Annotated in this window: 15 protein-coding genes and 1 riboswitch; of the genes, 11 read left to right on the forward strand and 4 right to left on the reverse strand. The window is 30.6% G+C overall.

Annotated features, from left to right (window positions below):
• Window positions 1-175: 175 nt before the first annotated feature.
• Window positions 176-1,534, reverse strand: coding sequence for a PFL family protein (locus tag OCU55_RS02960; RefSeq protein ID WP_261850822.1), 1,359 nt, complete (start codon window positions 1,532-1,534; stop codon window positions 176-178).
• Window positions 1,535-1,569: 35 nt separating this feature from the next.
• Complete coding sequence (locus tag OCU55_RS02965; RefSeq protein ID WP_261850823.1) at window positions 1,570-1,839, reverse strand: ACT domain-containing protein; 270 nt, start codon at window positions 1,837-1,839, stop codon at window positions 1,570-1,572.
• Between the two features lie 246 nt (window positions 1,840-2,085).
• Window positions 2,086-2,177, reverse strand: a riboswitch (glycine riboswitch).
• A gap of 362 nt (window positions 2,178-2,539) precedes the next feature.
• Here OCU55_RS02965 and cbiB point away from each other — a divergent pair.
• The 4 genes from cbiB to OCU55_RS02985 all read left to right on the forward strand — a co-directional run bounded on the left by cbiB (window position 2,540) and on the right by OCU55_RS02985 (window position 7,634).
• A complete protein-coding gene (gene cbiB / locus OCU55_RS02970; RefSeq protein WP_261850824.1) occupies window positions 2,540-3,502 on the forward strand; it encodes an adenosylcobinamide-phosphate synthase CbiB in 963 nt (320 codons plus the stop codon).
• On the forward strand, window positions 3,483-4,556 hold the full coding sequence (locus OCU55_RS02975) for a pyridoxal phosphate-dependent aminotransferase (RefSeq protein WP_261850825.1): 1,074 nt from the start codon (window positions 3,483-3,485) through the stop codon (window positions 4,554-4,556). Before cbiB ends, OCU55_RS02975 begins: the two co-directional genes overlap by 20 nt.
• A 199-nt stretch (window positions 4,557-4,755) precedes the next feature.
• Window positions 4,756-5,316, forward strand: a complete 561-nt coding sequence (locus tag OCU55_RS02980) for a nitroreductase family protein (protein ID WP_261850826.1) — start codon at window positions 4,756-4,758, stop codon at window positions 5,314-5,316.
• 365 nt (window positions 5,317-5,681) lie between these two features.
• On the forward strand, window positions 5,682-7,634 hold the full coding sequence (locus OCU55_RS02985) for a GTP-binding protein (RefSeq protein WP_261850827.1): 1,953 nt from the start codon (window positions 5,682-5,684) through the stop codon (window positions 7,632-7,634).
• Window positions 7,635-7,806: 172 nt separating this feature from the next.
• Here the strand turns inward: OCU55_RS02985 and OCU55_RS02990 are convergent, their stop codons facing one another.
• Entirely contained in the window at window positions 7,807-8,289 is a 483-nt protein-coding gene (locus tag OCU55_RS02990; RefSeq protein WP_261850828.1) for a CarD family transcriptional regulator, read from the reverse strand.
• A gap of 218 nt (window positions 8,290-8,507) precedes the next feature.
• Complete coding sequence (gene infC, locus OCU55_RS02995) at window positions 8,508-9,041, reverse strand: translation initiation factor IF-3 (protein WP_427847023.1); 534 nt, start codon at window positions 9,039-9,041, stop codon at window positions 8,508-8,510.
• A 220-nt stretch (window positions 9,042-9,261) separates the two neighbouring features.
• Between infC and OCU55_RS03000 the strand changes: the two genes are divergently transcribed.
• The 7 genes from OCU55_RS03000 (at window position 9,262) to OCU55_RS03030 (ending at window position 15,616) form a co-directional block, all read left to right on the forward strand.
• Window positions 9,262-10,137: a response regulator gene (locus tag OCU55_RS03000; protein ID WP_261850829.1), complete on the forward strand. Its 876-nt coding sequence runs from the start codon at window positions 9,262-9,264 to the stop codon at window positions 10,135-10,137.
• On the forward strand, window positions 10,119-10,583 hold the full coding sequence (locus OCU55_RS03005; protein ID WP_261850830.1) for a chemotaxis protein CheX: 465 nt from the start codon (window positions 10,119-10,121) through the stop codon (window positions 10,581-10,583). The genes OCU55_RS03000 and OCU55_RS03005 overlap by 19 nt, the downstream gene beginning before the upstream one ends.
• 246 nt (window positions 10,584-10,829) lie before the next feature.
• Window positions 10,830-11,297, forward strand: a complete 468-nt coding sequence (locus OCU55_RS03010; protein ID WP_261850831.1) for a chemotaxis protein CheX — start codon at window positions 10,830-10,832, stop codon at window positions 11,295-11,297.
• A 30-nt stretch (window positions 11,298-11,327) separates the two neighbouring features.
• The gene (locus tag OCU55_RS03015) at window positions 11,328-12,203 is read left to right on the forward strand and encodes a DMT family transporter (protein ID WP_261850832.1); all 876 of its coding nucleotides are present in this window, start codon (window positions 11,328-11,330) and stop codon (window positions 12,201-12,203) included.
• A gap of 342 nt (window positions 12,204-12,545) precedes the next feature.
• Complete coding sequence (locus tag OCU55_RS03020) at window positions 12,546-13,367, forward strand: YdcF family protein (RefSeq protein ID WP_261850833.1); 822 nt, start codon at window positions 12,546-12,548, stop codon at window positions 13,365-13,367.
• Between the two features lie 331 nt (window positions 13,368-13,698).
• Window positions 13,699-14,172 (forward strand): MarR family winged helix-turn-helix transcriptional regulator, encoded by a 474-nt coding sequence (locus OCU55_RS03025; protein WP_261850834.1) that lies wholly within the window; start codon window positions 13,699-13,701, stop codon window positions 14,170-14,172.
• Window positions 14,156-15,616, forward strand: coding sequence for an MFS transporter (locus OCU55_RS03030; protein ID WP_261850835.1), 1,461 nt, complete (start codon window positions 14,156-14,158; stop codon window positions 15,614-15,616). The genes OCU55_RS03025 and OCU55_RS03030 overlap by 17 nt, the downstream gene beginning before the upstream one ends.
• Window positions 15,617-15,710: the final 94 nt, after the last annotated feature.

A 15,710-nucleotide genomic window follows, 5' to 3' on the forward strand; every position in this document is an offset into this window, starting at 1 on the left:
TTTAGGGATTTATAATACAATATGATCTGTGGATAAGTGTGCGTAGCAAACTTAAAATATAGGAGCTGCTGAAACATCGTGTTAAAAATAGCCAAAGCATAATAGAAGTTAAAGTATAAAAACCACTGGCAGTATTAAGATATCTGTCCAGTGGTTTATATTATAAATAATTATTTTAGTTCTTGAAGCTATGGATAGGTGCAGGCATTCTACCGCCTCTTTTTATAAAAGCTTCAGAAGAATATTTGCTTACAGCCATTATTGGAGCAGTTCCTAGAAGTCCTCCAAATTCAACTTCATCACCTAAAGTTTTTCCGTATACAGGGATGATTCTTACTCCAGTAGTCTTGTTATTTATAACTCCTATAGCAGCTTCATCAGCTATTATGCCTGAAATTGTAGAAGCTGGAGTGTCACCTGGTATAGCAACCATGTCAAGACCAACAGAACATACACAAGTCATTGCTTCCAATTTATCTATGCTTAAAGAACCATTCTTTACTGCTGCTATCATCCCTTCATCTTCGCTTATAGGAATGAAAGCACCACTTAATCCACCTACATGATAAGAAGCCATTACGCCTCCTTTTTTTACTGCATCATTTAGCATTGCTAGTGCAGCAGTTGTTCCGTGACAACCGCAGCTCTCTAAGCCCATCTCTTCTAATATTCTTGCAACTGAATCACCAACAGCTGGAGTAGGAGCTAAAGATAAATCGATGATACCAAAAGGAGTATCTAGTCTTCTTGAAGCTTCATGAGCTATAAGCTGACCGGCTCTTGTGATCTTAAAAGCAGTTTTCTTAATTGTTTCTGCCAAAACATCAAAGGATTCGCCCCTAACTGATTCTAAAGCTGCTTTAACAACTCCAGGACCACTGATACCTAAATTTATTATTGCTTCTGCTTCACCTACACCGTGATATGCTCCTGCCATAAATGGATTGTCATCAACTGCATTTGCAAACACAACTAGTTTAGCGCATCCAATAGAGTCTCTATCTCTTGTTAAATAAGCAGCTTGCTTTATTATTTCTCCCATGTGGGCAACTGCATCCATATTTATTCCTGATTTAGTGCAACCAACATTTATAGAAGCACATACTTTGTCAGTAACAGCTAGTGCTTCCGGTATTGAATCAATTAGTATTCTATCACCCTTAGAATATCCTTTTTGAACTAGAGCAGAAAAACCGCCGATAAAGTTGACACCAACTTCTTTTGCAGCTTTATCAAGAATTTTAGCGTATTCAACATAATTAGTATCACTAGAACTTTGAGCTATCAAAGATATAGGTGTAACTGCTATTCTCTTATTTATAATAGGAATACCGAACTCAGCCTCAAGCTGATTTCCTACCTTAACAAGATTTTCAGCTCTTTTAGTGATCTTATCATATATAAGTTGTCTTGATATCTTTCCATCGCTATGACAACAATCTAAAAGAGAAATTCCCATAGTTATAGTTCTAATATCAAGTTTTTCTTTTTCAATCATGTTAATGGTTTCAAGTATGTTTTGAGTATTTATCAAAATTAATTCCTCCAGTATGATGATATTTAGATTTGTTAGATAGTGTGCATTGAGTTGAAAAGAGCTTCTTGTTGAATTCTTATTGATACATCCAAATTAGTTCCTAAAGTATCCAAAGCTTTCTTTAGTTCTGAAAAATCCATAGTTGCTTTTGAAAGATCTGCAAGCATTACCATTGTAAAGAATCCATCAAGCAAAGTTTGAGTTATATCTAAAACATTAACATTACTTTCTTTTAATACAGAAGTAACCTCATATATTATTCCTACTTTATCCTTTCCTATAACAGTTATTAGTGATCTCATTGAATCATCTCTCCTTAATAAATTTATTTTGTATTAATTACAGGTTTTATGTACGAAAGGCAGATGTATAAACTTTGCGTCTTTACTGTACAACTTAAAAAGTTAGAAAAGTAATTAAATTTGGTAAATTTAAAACGTAAAAGAGTTATCTACTTTTCTATATAGTAAAAAAGAGCCTAATATTAGTATTAGCCTCTGAAGATCGAATATTAAAAAGGATTATACACAAAAAAAGTGCATAAACTTTCCTAATGCTCTGTCCTTTTACCTGAGAGTTTCACCATAAAAATGGTTTTCCCCTTCGGTGCTCAAAAAAGAGTCTCTCCAGAGTTCCGTCCAATAGCGGTTTAAAATATATCCCGCTACCTTCTACCGGAATTATTAAATTAATAAAATTATATCATAAATATTTATATTTTCAATAAGTAAAACTAATTTATATTAATTATTGACTAAATACTGCCTAAAGTGCTACGATTTATGTGATTTTCTGCTTTATATTATGCATAGCCAATTATAGGTAGACCAGCTCCAAATAAGTAATTTAGTATTCATTAATAATTAATAGAATCAGCAATTAAATTTTGTAGAGTAGAACTGGGTATATATGTATAATTATAATATTGGCGTTGTATGTCATTATGAAGCTAAGATTAGGAATTCATTAAATAATCATAATAAGAATAAGGAAGTACAGTTTATGGTAAGTATATGTATAGCATTAATAGTTGATTTTATTTTAGGAGATCCATACTGGTTTCCCCATCCGGTAAGACTTATAGGTAAGTACATAAGCATGTTTCAAAACTTAATAAAGAAGATGGAACTAAAGGATATGACTTTAAAGTTTGCAGGTATTGTTTTAACTTTTACAACAGTGATGTTATGCTTTGGAGTAACCTACTTTATACTTGAAATTAGTAAAAGCGTTTCGATTTATTTATATATAGTAGTCAATATTTTTATAATGTGGACAACTATCGCAGCAAAATGTTTGGCAAGTGAAGGTCTTAAAATATACAGGATACTAAAGCAAGGAAACATAGTTGAAGCAAGGAAACAACTTTCTTATATAGTTGGAAGAGATACGGAAAATCTAAACGAGAAACAGATTGCAAAGGCAGTTATAGAGACAATCTCAGAAAACTGCTCGGATGGTATAATAGCTCCTTTATTTTATCTGTTTATAGGTGGAGCACCTTTGGCAATGGCCTATAAGGCTGTAAATACTTTGGATTCAATGGTTGGATATAAAGAAGGAATGTTTTTAAATTTTGGATGGGCATCTGCCAAATTTGATGATATTGTGAATTTTATACCGGCTAGAATAACAGGAATAATGATGGTGGCTGCTGCATTTATATTAAGATATGATTATAAAAACAGTGCGATTATTTTTATGAAAGATAGAAAAAAGCACTCAAGTCCCAATTCAGCTCACCCAGAAGCTGCTGTAGCTGGAGCCTTAGGAATTGAACTAGGGGGAACTAACTATTATTTTGGGAAACCAGTGGAGAAGCCTACTATTGGATTCAACAAAGAGGACTTACAAGTTGATTATATAAAAGATTCAATTAAACTAATGTATGGATCTTATATATTATCAACTGCAGCATTTTTTGTAATAAAAGGAGTGATTATAAGTGGAATATCATGGTGGTAATATATATGAATATAATAAAGCTATAATTGATTTTAGCAGCAATATAAATCCGTTAGGGGTGCCTCAGTGTTTTAAACGTGCATTGCTTGAAGGCATTGCAGATTTTTCAGTTTATCCAGATAGAGAGTATAAAAAGTTAAGACAAAATATTGTAAGGTATATTGGTAATGTATCTATTGAAAATATAATTCCAGGTAATGGTGCAGTGGATATAATATATAGAGCCTTGGAAGCAATTGAATACAACAACTTATATATATCAACGCCAACCTTCTCTGAATATAAGAGAGCAGGGGAAAAGGTAAAAATGGAAGTACAAGAAATTGACTTATATAAGCATGAGTATGAAGGGATAAACTTAGGATGTTTAATAGAAAATATTAAGGAACAATCTGTTGTTTTACTATGCAACCCCAATAATCCAACTGGTACTTTAATAAAAAAATCAGAGTTTTTAGAACTACTGAAAAATCTTCAAGAAGCTAAGTCGTTTCTCATAATAGATGAAGCTTTTATAGAGTTTGCACCTAAGTTTAAAGATGCATCTATGGTCGAATATATAAGCCAATATGATAATTTACTTATAATAAGAGCAGCTACAAAGTTTTTTGGTATGCCAGGAATTAGACTTGGATATGGAATCACAAGCAATGCTGAGCTCATAAAGAGTATTGAAAGAAATATGGAACCGTGGAGTGTAAATACAGCTGCTGAAATAGCTGCTAGTTGTATTTTTGATGATCATGAGTATATAAAAGCAACCTTGGATTGGATAAATTCAGAAAGAAGTTATTTATTTGAAAAGCTTAGTGAACTAAATGGATTAAAGGTCTATAATTCAAGTTCAAACTTTCTATTTTTAGAGCTTTTAGATGAAAAGATGGATGCTTATGAGTTGCAGAAAAAGCTTCTTGAATATAATATTTTGATAAGACTTCCAAAGGGTTTTAACGGAGTAAGTAGATATAACTTCAGAATTGCTATAAAAGATAGGATAAATAATGATATTTTAATTAGTTCATTAAAAAAAATAATAGAAATAAATAAAATATAAGTTACTTTATTATAGTAGATTGTATAAAAATATTTGCTTTACTTTTGTACAGAAAGAGATATAATAGATTATATGAATAAATTGCTACTATATACCAAACAATAGTTAAGTATACAGTTTAATTTAGTGTTTATAAAACTATAGTACAAGTTAAAGAGCAATTTTTATGAAATTATATAGTATTTAGGAGGCAAATAAAATGAGTGAGGCAATAAAAGTTTTATTAAACAGAAGAAGTACAAGAGTTTTTAAAGATGAGCAAATCAAAGATGAAGAATTAGAAACAATATTAGAAGCTGGAAAGTTCGCACCAAGCGCTATAAACCAACAATCATGGCATTTTACTGTAATTCAAAATAAGGAAGTTATAGATTTACTTGCTGAAACATTTAAGGAAGTACTTTTAAACTCAAATCAAGAAGCTATGGTTAAGAGAGCTCAAAGTGCAAACTTTAAGCCATACTATAATGCGCCAACACTTATAATAGTTTCAGGTGATAAGAGTGCTGTAGCTCCAAAGGCTGATTGTGGTGCTGCTACTGAAAACTTACTGCTTGCAGCAGAAGCAATAGGAATAGGGTCTTGCTGGCTTGGAAGCTCAGATTACATATTCAATTCCCCTAAAGCAGCTGAACTTAAAGAAAAATTAGGAATACCTGAAACACATGAACCATTATATTCAGCTATTTTTGGATATAAGGCTAATGACAATGCTAAAGCAGCTCCAAGAAAAGAAAATACAGTTAACTATATAAGATAACAACAAGCTATTATTTTAAGAATATTGAAAGAGACATATAAACCCATTTTTTCATGGATTTATATGTCTTTTGCTTTTTTAACTTGGATTACTGTTAATTACGATATAGTGATTAATTATACTGTTAGTAAAAACATTATGATATAAAGAATAAAGTCACTTCAGAGATACAAGCATTTGTAGTAAGTTGAATTCTGATAGATTATACGGGTATAATCAAAGATGTAACAATTCAATGAGAAATCTATTATTAAAACTTTAGAACCTTTTCACAAGAAGATTTGATGATATAAATTTAGTTGGGATTGATACAATTAAGTATTAATAATAAGATGTATAATTTTTATATGACTGAGGGTGATTAATTGAATAAGACAATTGGACTATTGGCTCATGTTGATGCAGGAAAAACAACTTTTGCAGAGCAGGTACTGTTTACGACTAATAGTATAAAGAATAAAGGAAGAGTGGATTATAAGAATTCCTTTTTAGACAACCATAGCATAGAAAGGGAAAGAGGTATAACCATATTTTCTGAACAAGCGAATTTTCAATACAATGGATCAAAGTATTATTTAATAGATACTCCAGGGCATATAGATTTTTCTCCTGAGATGGAAAGAGCTTTAAAAGTCATGGATTATGCTATACTTATAATTAGTGCCGTGGAAGGAATTCAAGCCTACACAGAGACTTTGTGGCATTTACTAAGAATGCATAACATACCAACATTTATTTTCATAAATAAAATAGATAGGGTTGGCTCTGATTTAGAAAAATTGATACTTGAAATTAGAAAACAGTTTACAGTAGACATATTTTATGTTGATGATGTACTAAGAACTGAAGGCTTAAGGGAGCATCAGATAGAATTTATTGCTGATAGAGATGAAAATATACTGGAAGCTTACTTTAATGGTACATATACAGTTGAAGGGTGTGTTGATTCATTAAGATTCTTGATAAAGCAAAATAAGCTGTTTCCGATATTTAGTGGATCTGCCCTGCAAGATATTGGAGTTAAGGCGTTTTTAGATAACTTAGACTATCTAACGTATACTGATTATTCTGAGATAGATGAGTTTAGTGGTAGAGTGTATAAAGTTAAATATGATGAGCGAGGGAGCCGAATAAGTTATATCAAAGCTACAGCTGGTGTCTTAAAGGTTAAAGATCAAATTAAAGTTTCTGATGAAGAGGATGCAGTTGAAAAGATAAATCAAATAAGAATTTATAATGGAAATAAATATATAACAACTGATAAAGTTGTTGCTGGTGAAATATTTGGAGTCACTGGATTAACAAGATTTAATGCCGGTGATGTGATAGGAGAAGTCGGTGAAAAATCCACTTATGACATGGTGCCTACTCTTAAATCGAAGGTGATTTTTGACAAGCTGCTAAATGAGAAAGAAGTATTAAGTTATTTTAAAATACTTGAAGATGAAGATCCTTCGTTGAATGTAGTATGGGATGATAGCTTAAAAGAGATACAAATACATGTTATGGGGACTATTCAGTTAGAAGTATTAAAAAAGGTAGTGGAAGAGAGATTTAAAATAGATATAGAGTTTGGGCCGTGTGAAATTTTATATAAAGAAACTATTCAATCAGAAACTGTTGGATATGGCCACTTTGAACCATTAAAGCATTATGCGGAAGTACACATAAAACTAGAGCCAGGAGAAAGGAATCAAGGAATTAAGTTTGAAAACTTATGTCATGTAGATGACTTGATAGTAGGGCATCAAAATTTAATAAAGGCTCATATTTTTGAAAAAGATCATAAGGGGATACTTATTGGGGCACCGATTACTGATATAAAAATTTCATTGCTTAATGGGCGTGCTCATAACAAGCATACTAGTGGAGGAGATTTTAGAGAAGCTACACTAAGAGCACTAAGACAAGGGCTTGAAAAAGCAAACAGCAGAATACTAGAGCCTTATTATAGATTTAGGATAGAAGTTCAACTTGAACAAATGGGAAGAATAATTTCTGATATGGAAAAGCTAAGTTCGCAATGTGAGCCCCCTATAATTGAGGGAGATAAAGTAATTATATTTGGTAGAGGTCCTGTATCTAAACTTATGAATTATGGAATGGAATTTATCAATATAAGCAATGGAAGAGGTCGAATTAACTTTATTTTTGATGGATATGATCTCTGTCATAACGAAGAAGAAGTAATATCTAAAAGTGCATATGATAAAAAAGCTGATATTGAGTATACTTCTTCATCGGTATTTTGTTCCAAGGGACAGAGTTTCATAGTTGATGGAAGTAAAGCAGAGAGTTATATGCACTGCTTACACTAACAAATTAAGAAACTAAAAACCTAAAGCTTAGTTTAGCGTGTAGTTACTCTATAAAAGGCTATAGAAAGGTTTATTAATGTAAATGAGAATAAACATGATTCTAATATGTAAGTGCACAATAGGCTGCTGACTTTATGTCAGTAGCTTTTTGTAATAAACATAACTTATGAACTTATGCTATAACTGAATTAATTAAGTTAGATGCCTCTGCTTCAGTTATATTTTTGATTAAAGATATTTCACCAACTAAAAGTTTTTTTGCGGTGTTTAACATTTGTTTTTCACTAGAATTAAGCGGCTTCTTACTATTTAATAGTAGTAAATCACGAACTACTTCTGAACCTTCTTTCAAATCACCACTTTTAACTTTTCTTAAGTTTGTTTGATATCTCTCTTTATAGTTAAGAGCATCACCTAATTGTGCATCATCAGTACTAAAACTTTGTAATACTAGCTCAAGTGTTTCTTCATCTGATACAGGTCTTATACCGGAAGTTGATATTTTATCTTGAGGAATCATAACCTGCATAGTGTTGTTTACCATATTTATTATAAAATAGTTACACTTAACTTGAGAAATTTCTTTTTCCTCAACTCTGTCTATTATACCTGCACCTTGCATAGGATAAATAATTTTATCACCAATTTTAAACAATAGAACACCTCCATGTGAATAGTCTGCTTAATTCATTATAATATATTAATGAAAAAATAGCAAATTTTAATGATATCACAAGAGATGTCCACATGTCAATAATTTCCCTAAGGAAATATTTTAAAAGAAAAATTAAGTATAAATTTATAGAAGAAGCCTATAAGCTCACAAGCTTATAGGCTTCTTCTATAAATTTGATTAACTAATAATCAATCTATTTATTTAGCAGTTTTTGGAGAAAGAATTATAAACATATTTCTTCCTTCGAATTGAGCAGATTTTTCTACTACACCTAAATCACCAATTTTGTTAATAAAAATCTCAAGAATCTTAGAGCCGATGCCAGTAGTGTTATTTTGTCTTCCTCTAAACCTAACTGATACTTTTACTTTATTCCCACTAGATAAAAACTTTTTAGCATTATTACATTTTATATCTATGTCATGCTCTTCGATAGTAGGACTTAATCTTACTTCTTTTAGTTCTACTACTTTCTGATTCTTTTTAGCTTCTTTTTGTTTTTTTGATTGCTCATATAAATGCTTGCTGTAATCCATTATTCTGCATACAGGTGGAACAGCAGTGGGAGAAATCATAACCAAATCAAGATTTTGTTCTCTTGCTAATCTTAAAGCATCTTCGGTTTTCATAATCTGACTATTCTCACCAGACAATCTTATTTCCTTACTTCTTATATTTTCATTTAAATCTAAATTTTTATTAATATACAACACCTCCAAAATAATAAGCATTTAGCTCATTATTTAATAGTATAACGTTAATCCATTTTATGCAAGAATTAAATTGATTTCTTACATTATTTTTTCATTTATTTCTATTAATATTCAGTTTATATCACTCTAAAAAATATATTTTCTGAAAATAAGATCATTTTCAAGTTAAATATGGTCAAGAATACAATAAAACATCCGATAAATACAATAATATTATTTAGATTAGGAGTGTTTATTTATGGCAAAAACAAAAATTGTTATAGTTGACGATTCACCATTTTCTATTGCTATTATTAGAGATATGCTTACCGATAATGGTTTTGAAGTTGTTGGAGAGGCTGGGTCATTAGAAGAAACTATTGAAGTTGTTGGGAAGGTGAAACCTGATCTTGTAACCATGGATATGACTATTCCTGGAACAGATGGATTAGAGTGTACTAGAGCTATTCACGATATTGATGCTAATATAAAAGTTATTATAATAAGCTCTATGATGGATGAAGAAATTGTAAGAAAAGCAAAGAAAGCTAAAGTATCAGGTTATATACAAAAGCCTGCAGATCCAGAGGAAGTCACTTTACTTATTAATAGAATAATGGCCAGTGAAGAACTTTATGGTGAACTTTTGAATTTGTACTATCCATGCTATAAAGAAGCATTTATGGATACTTTTAATAAAGTTGCCAAGACTATTCCTGATTTCAAAAAAGAATATAATGAAAATATTGAACAGATATCCAAAGGAATTTCAGTTGTAATAGGAATAATTGGTAAGTACTCTGGAAGAATAATATTTGATATGTCTCATGAAACAGCAGAAAATATTGCAAAAACAGTGTTGAAGAGAGAACCTAAAGGTTTAGAAGAAGTAATAAATATGATGAGTGAGTTAAATAATATAATATCTGGACAAGGATGCTCTATGATTAATAGAAAAAACAAGCTGTTTGGATTGAGAGTGGCACCACCGGCTATATTCCATGGGGAATCAATAAATATATCTAAATCGGAACTTGATACAGTTACCTCGTCTATGGTAGATACTATATTTGGAGAAATTTATATGAGTGTTGGTTTTAAAAAGGAGGATGGAGAATGGATGTCAAATATATAAATCCTTTTCTTGATGCATTTTCTAACATATTTCCTCAATTAGGAATTAATGAAATAAGGAAAGGGGCCGTAAGCATAAAAGAAGCCTCTGTAGAAAGTCCAGGAGTAATAATTATTTTAGGCATAATAGGTGACGTTAAGGGCAATGTTATATATACTACAACAATAGAAGCAGCAAAAAATATTGCGCAGATTATGATGATGGGAATGCCTGTGCCTGAACTAAATGAAATGGCGCAAAGCGCTATATCAGAACTTACCAATATGCTTACAGCTAATGCATGTATGAGCTTTGAACGTGAAGGAATTAATATAGATATATCAACTCCTACATTAATGTATGGAAAGTTCACAGCCAAGGCTAGCTCTAACAAGGTATTGTGTATTGAAATGTTTGTTAATAATATGCCTTTTGAAGTAAATATAGCCTTAGATAAAATATTATAAAATCAAAATGAAGTAAATTGGAAAACGTAGATGCGCAAAAGAATCGCTAAAAAGATAAATTTAGCGGTTCTTTTATTCTTTAAGAAAATATAAAAATTAAATATTTCAGCAATATTTTGATATATTACTTATTTTTGTCCTAATTACTTATGTGTTGTTTATCTATAAAATTAATTTGATATGTAAATAATAAAAATGATATAATTTATTCAATAATCTATAACATAAGAGAATGGAGTGCTTAAGATGAAAGTAGAATATATTAATCCTATCGTAGAAGCAGGTAAAAATGTTATAAATCAAATTACTGGATTTAATCCTAGTTTAGGTCAAATCTACAAAAAGACCGTTCCATATTCAGTTGATTCTGTTGTGGTACTCATAGGACTAACAGGACAGATTCAAGGGAGTGTTAACGTTTCACTAAGTAAAAATTTAGCATTGAAAATTGTATCTGCTATGATGGGTGGTATGGAAGTAAAAGAGTTAGATGAGATAGCAAAGAGCGCCATATCTGAGTTGTGCAATATGATGCTAGGTAATGCAGCAACAATATTCTACTCAAACAATATAAGCATTGATATAACTCCTCCTATCATAATGACAGGCACAAATATAGAACTTAGTCAGGCAAATTCAGTTGTAATAAGTATTCCATTAATTTTTGACAATGGAGATAAGTTAGAATTAGATATTTCTTATAAAGAAAAGTAATTTTGCTATTTAGGGATTAGGAGTGAAGTAATGACAAAAGAAATGAAGGCAGATCTATATCTTATAACAGTTACGGCCTTTTGGGGGCTTAGTTTTCCAATAATGAGCGTAGCTCTTAAAACAATTCCTCCATATAGTTATATTGCTATAAGGTATACATTAGGAGCAGTAATTTTAACAGCTTTTTTTCATAAAAAGTTTAAAACCATAAAACCAAGAGATTTAAAAATAGCGGCTTTAATAGGAGTGGCACTCCTAATAGGTATTATATTTCAAGTAGTTGGGCTTACATATACAACTTCAAGCAAATCTGCCTTTATTACAGGTTTGAACGTAGTCTTTGTGCCAATTATGTTGGCAGTTATTTATAAAAAGATTCCTGATATAAAAACAATTATAGGAATTATACTATCCTTAATAGGACTTTACATATTATCTGCAAAAGGAGCTTCAGGAATTAATTTTGGAGACTTTTTGACCCTTTTAGGGTCAATCGCTTTTGCTGCTCAAATAATACTTGTGGACAAGTATGCAAGAGAAGTAGATTCTGGGCTTTTAACATCTTTAGAACTTTTTATAGTTGGGATATTTAGTTTTATACCAGCTATTGGAATTGAAAAGCTACACTTTGAGTTTACAAGGACTGTAGTCATAGCACTCTTAGTAACAACAATACTTTGTACTGTTATAGCAATGTGGGTTCAAAATGAAATGCAACCATATACTAATCCTACTCATGCAGCTATAATTTATTTAGGAGAACCTGTTTTTGGCGCTATATTCTCTATATTTATTGGGGACAAACTAACTGGCAATAGTCTTGTTGGGTCGCTGTTAATTTTAATTGGGATGATCGCAATAAACTTAAATATAGGAACTACACAACAGAAGAGTGAAGAGTTCTAATCTACCTGTTAGAAATGGAAGAAGTCGGTATATAGAGTAGTAATGCATCAGTGAATATTCACTGATGCATTACTACTCTTAAAACCTTGTTGGCTTTTTAGTTAAGGCTTAAAAATTTAATTATAAAGTGATAATTGTTAAAGTTCTATTACATATGTATTAGTGCTGAGTTTTCTATATAAAAATAATGGTGTATTATATAATTAACTATTAATGCTAATAGACTACTTCAATCCTTAAACTAGGGATAAAGATTTCGATGGTTCTACGAATCTTTATTTGCATAGATTTCAATAGAAAGTAGTTTGTTTATATAAATATAGATGAAAGGAAGAGTTAAAGATGATTAAAGATAAGGATGTTCTAAATAAGGAAATCATAAATGATATAAATCTGATAGGGATGTTTTTAGCCAAAAGAGATTTAAATCAGCTAAGTTGTGATGAATTACATAACAAGTACGGAATTATGAAAGCTGATATAATTCTTCTCCTCGGAAACAGTATAACTAATACTATTGAAGTAGTTCAAAGAACTTTTAAGGATGGTATAGCCAATAAAATTATGGTAGTAGGGGGAATAGGCCATTCTACTTCATACCTAATAAACAATGTTAAAAATAATAATAAATATAAAGCTATAGAAACTAAAGACAAAGCAGAAGCAGAGATTATAAATGAAATACTTATTAATATATATGGAATAAGTGATGATGATATAATTATAGAAAATCAATCAACTAATTGTGGAGATAATGCATATAAGGCCTTTGACATGTTAAGAGAGTTGAATATAGAAGCTAGATCGATTATATTGATTCAGGATCCTACAATGCAACTTAGAAGTGATGCATCTTTTAGAAAAGTATGGAGTGATGAGGATAAAGTGAAATTTATAAACTATGCACCATTTTTGCCTAAAGTAAAACTTTTTAAGAATCAGATTAAGTTTGAGAATACAAACATAGAGGGAATATGGGAAGTAGATAGATACTTATCACTAATAATGGGGGAAATACCGAGACTAAAAGATGACGAGTATGGGTATGGACCAAAAGGAAAGTACTTTATAGAACATGTTGATATACCAGAAGTAATAATTGAAGCATATTTAAGAATTGAACCTATACTTAAGAAATATTTGGATATGAGAAAAATAGTGTGATATAGAAAATTAAATAACATATTTAGATTGGAAAGCCATTTTATTGGGATATTAGTAATTTTTAAAAAACCAGTAGATTGGTTTTTATTTAGTATTTATGGTTGACTAGTCAACTATGTGGTGTTAGTATAATATTTGGCTAAAAAAACTATACACAAATTATTTCATAAATAAAATGTGTATTTTTGATTTAGTATATTAAAGGCAGGAGAATTTCAAGAGGAATCTTGTAGATTAAAATAATATATCTTAATATGTGTAGTTTATCAATATAATGCATATTTACAGATTGCATAAAAAAATAAAAGATTTTTAAAAGAAGGTGAAGCAGATGGATGATGGTAGAACTAGCCTGATTAAACTTGTAAGCAAATTATACAGACTTACCCAGGCTCAATTAGATGTTTCTTTAGAAAGATTTAATCTTACAAGTGGAATGTATCCTTATATCTTAATTCTTTATAATCATGAGGGAATAAGTCAAAACTGTATAAGTAAAAAGCTTAATGTTGATAAAGCAATGTCTGCTAGAACTATAAAGAGGCTTATAGAACTTGATTACATAAGGAAAGAAGCTGATCAAGAAGATTCAAGAGCATATAGGTTATTTTTGACTGAAAAGTCAAGAAAGATCATTCCTGAAATAAAACAGGAAATCCAGAATTGGATTGATATAATTTCCTTAGGATCACATGATCAAGATATAGATAAAGTGATTCTTTTTTTGAATAATGCATTAGAGAATGCAAAAAACTATAAGATGAGTACAGAAGAGGGGGACAAAAATAATGGAGAATATAAATGATAGGATCTATAAAAACAGATGGCTTATATTATTTAATGTTGTACTGATGACTTTTATGTCATGCTTAGATAGCAGTATTGTAAATGTAGCGCTTCCTGTAATGTCAAAAAAGCTTAATGTTAATATGGCTTCAATAGAGTGGGTAGTAACAAGCTATTTGATAACTATTTCATCTATAATTCTTATATTTGGAAGATTGGGTGACATAAAAGGTAAAACTAAGGTGTTTAGCTTTGGAATAATTATGTTTACTTTAGGATCATTGATGTGTGGATTATCTAATTCATTATGGTTTTTAGTAGCTGCTAGAATTATACAAGCAATTGGTGCTTCTGCCACTATGTCAACAAGCCAAGGGATAATAACAAGTGTTTTTCCACCAAATGAAAGAGGAAAAGCTTTGGGAATGTCAGGTACAGCAGTAGCTTTAGGTACTATGGTTGGACCGCCATTAGGAGGATTTATAGTTTATTTAGTAAGTTGGAAGTATATATTCTTGATAAATGTTCCTATAGGATTAATAACCTTTGTAATGTCATATAAGATTCTTCCTAAGTCTAAGGGAAATATATCAAATGAAAGGCTTGATTTAAAAGGAGCTGTTTTATTTACTATAGCTATTGTGATGATGTTTGTATCTATTATGAAAGGACAACAATTGGGATATGGAAATCCAATTATTTTAGGTAGCTTACTAATCGCTATAATATCATTCACAGCTTTCATTTATGTTGAAAAAAGAGTTAAGGAGCCTATGTTAGAGCTTTCGATATTTAAGAATAAGTTATTTTCTCTCAGTGTTTTTTGTGGGTTTATATCTTTTGTTGCCATCAGTTGCTCTAATATAATTCAGCCATTTTATCTACAGGATGTTATGAAGCTATCATCTTCAGTTACAGGACTATTTATGATGGTTTCACCTTTGATATTAGCGTTCATAGCGCCGATAAGTGGTCATATGTCAGATAAAATTGGATCAGAAGTACTAACTTTTATAGGTCTTATAGCTTCAAGCTTTGGATTAATGTTAATGTCAACTTTGAATCAAACTTCTTCAATGATAATTTTAATTGCATTTATGGCGGTACTATCGATAGGGAATGGAATGTTTCAATCACCTAATAATTCTCTAATAATGTCAACTGTCCCTAAGAGTAAATTAGGTATAGCAGGAAGTGTCAATGCATTAGTTAGAAATCTAGGTATGAATTTTGGTATCTCTTTATCAACTGCTCTATTATATAATAGAATGAGTTATAAGATTGGATATCAAGTTGCTAACTTCATTCCAGGTAGAGAGGATGTATTTGTATATGGAATGAGATACTCATACTTAGCGGCTAGCCTTATATGTGCAATAGGGGCTATATTAACAGCAATGAGATTGTATACTAGAAAGAAATCGCAAAAAAGAGTTGAAGATATAGTTGAAAAAATAAGTTAGAGATATAAAGCTGTACCTATAGGTGAAAATCTGTTAGGTATAGCTTTTTTGCTGTATGAGATAGTAAAAAAATTTAAGCTAGATAAGACTAGTA

It is taken from the genome of Clostridium folliculivorans (assembly GCF_024341905.1).
GTDB classification, from domain to species: Bacteria; Bacillota; Clostridia; order Clostridiales; family Clostridiaceae; genus Clostridium_AR; species Clostridium_AR folliculivorans.

What these genes read in the sequence shown, in the direction of transcription:
- cbiB (WP_261850824.1), top strand. Translation starts at nt 2,540, where the DNA reads ATGGTAAGTATATGTATAGCATTAATAGTTGATTTTATTTTAGGAGAT.
- OCU55_RS02965 (WP_261850823.1), bottom strand. Translation starts at nt 1,839, where the DNA reads ATGAGATCACTAATAACTGTTATAGGAAAGGATAAAGTAGGAATAATA.
- OCU55_RS03015 (WP_261850832.1), top strand. Translation starts at nt 11,328, where the DNA reads ATGACAAAAGAAATGAAGGCAGATCTATATCTTATAACAGTTACGGCC.
- OCU55_RS03030 (WP_261850835.1), top strand. Translation starts at nt 14,156, where the DNA reads ATGGAGAATATAAATGATAGGATCTATAAAAACAGATGGCTTATATTA.
- OCU55_RS03025 (WP_261850834.1), top strand. Translation starts at nt 13,699, where the DNA reads ATGGATGATGGTAGAACTAGCCTGATTAAACTTGTAAGCAAATTATAC.
- OCU55_RS03020 (WP_261850833.1), top strand. Translation starts at nt 12,546, where the DNA reads ATGATTAAAGATAAGGATGTTCTAAATAAGGAAATCATAAATGATATA.
- OCU55_RS03010 (WP_261850831.1), top strand. Translation starts at nt 10,830, where the DNA reads ATGAAAGTAGAATATATTAATCCTATCGTAGAAGCAGGTAAAAATGTT.
- infC (WP_427847023.1), bottom strand. Translation starts at nt 9,041, where the DNA reads ATGCTTATTATTTTGGAGGTGTTGTATATTAATAAAAATTTAGATTTA.
- OCU55_RS03005 (WP_261850830.1), top strand. Translation starts at nt 10,119, where the DNA reads ATGGATGTCAAATATATAAATCCTTTTCTTGATGCATTTTCTAACATA.
- OCU55_RS03000 (WP_261850829.1), top strand. Translation starts at nt 9,262, where the DNA reads ATGGCAAAAACAAAAATTGTTATAGTTGACGATTCACCATTTTCTATT.
- OCU55_RS02980 (WP_261850826.1), top strand. Translation starts at nt 4,756, where the DNA reads ATGAGTGAGGCAATAAAAGTTTTATTAAACAGAAGAAGTACAAGAGTT.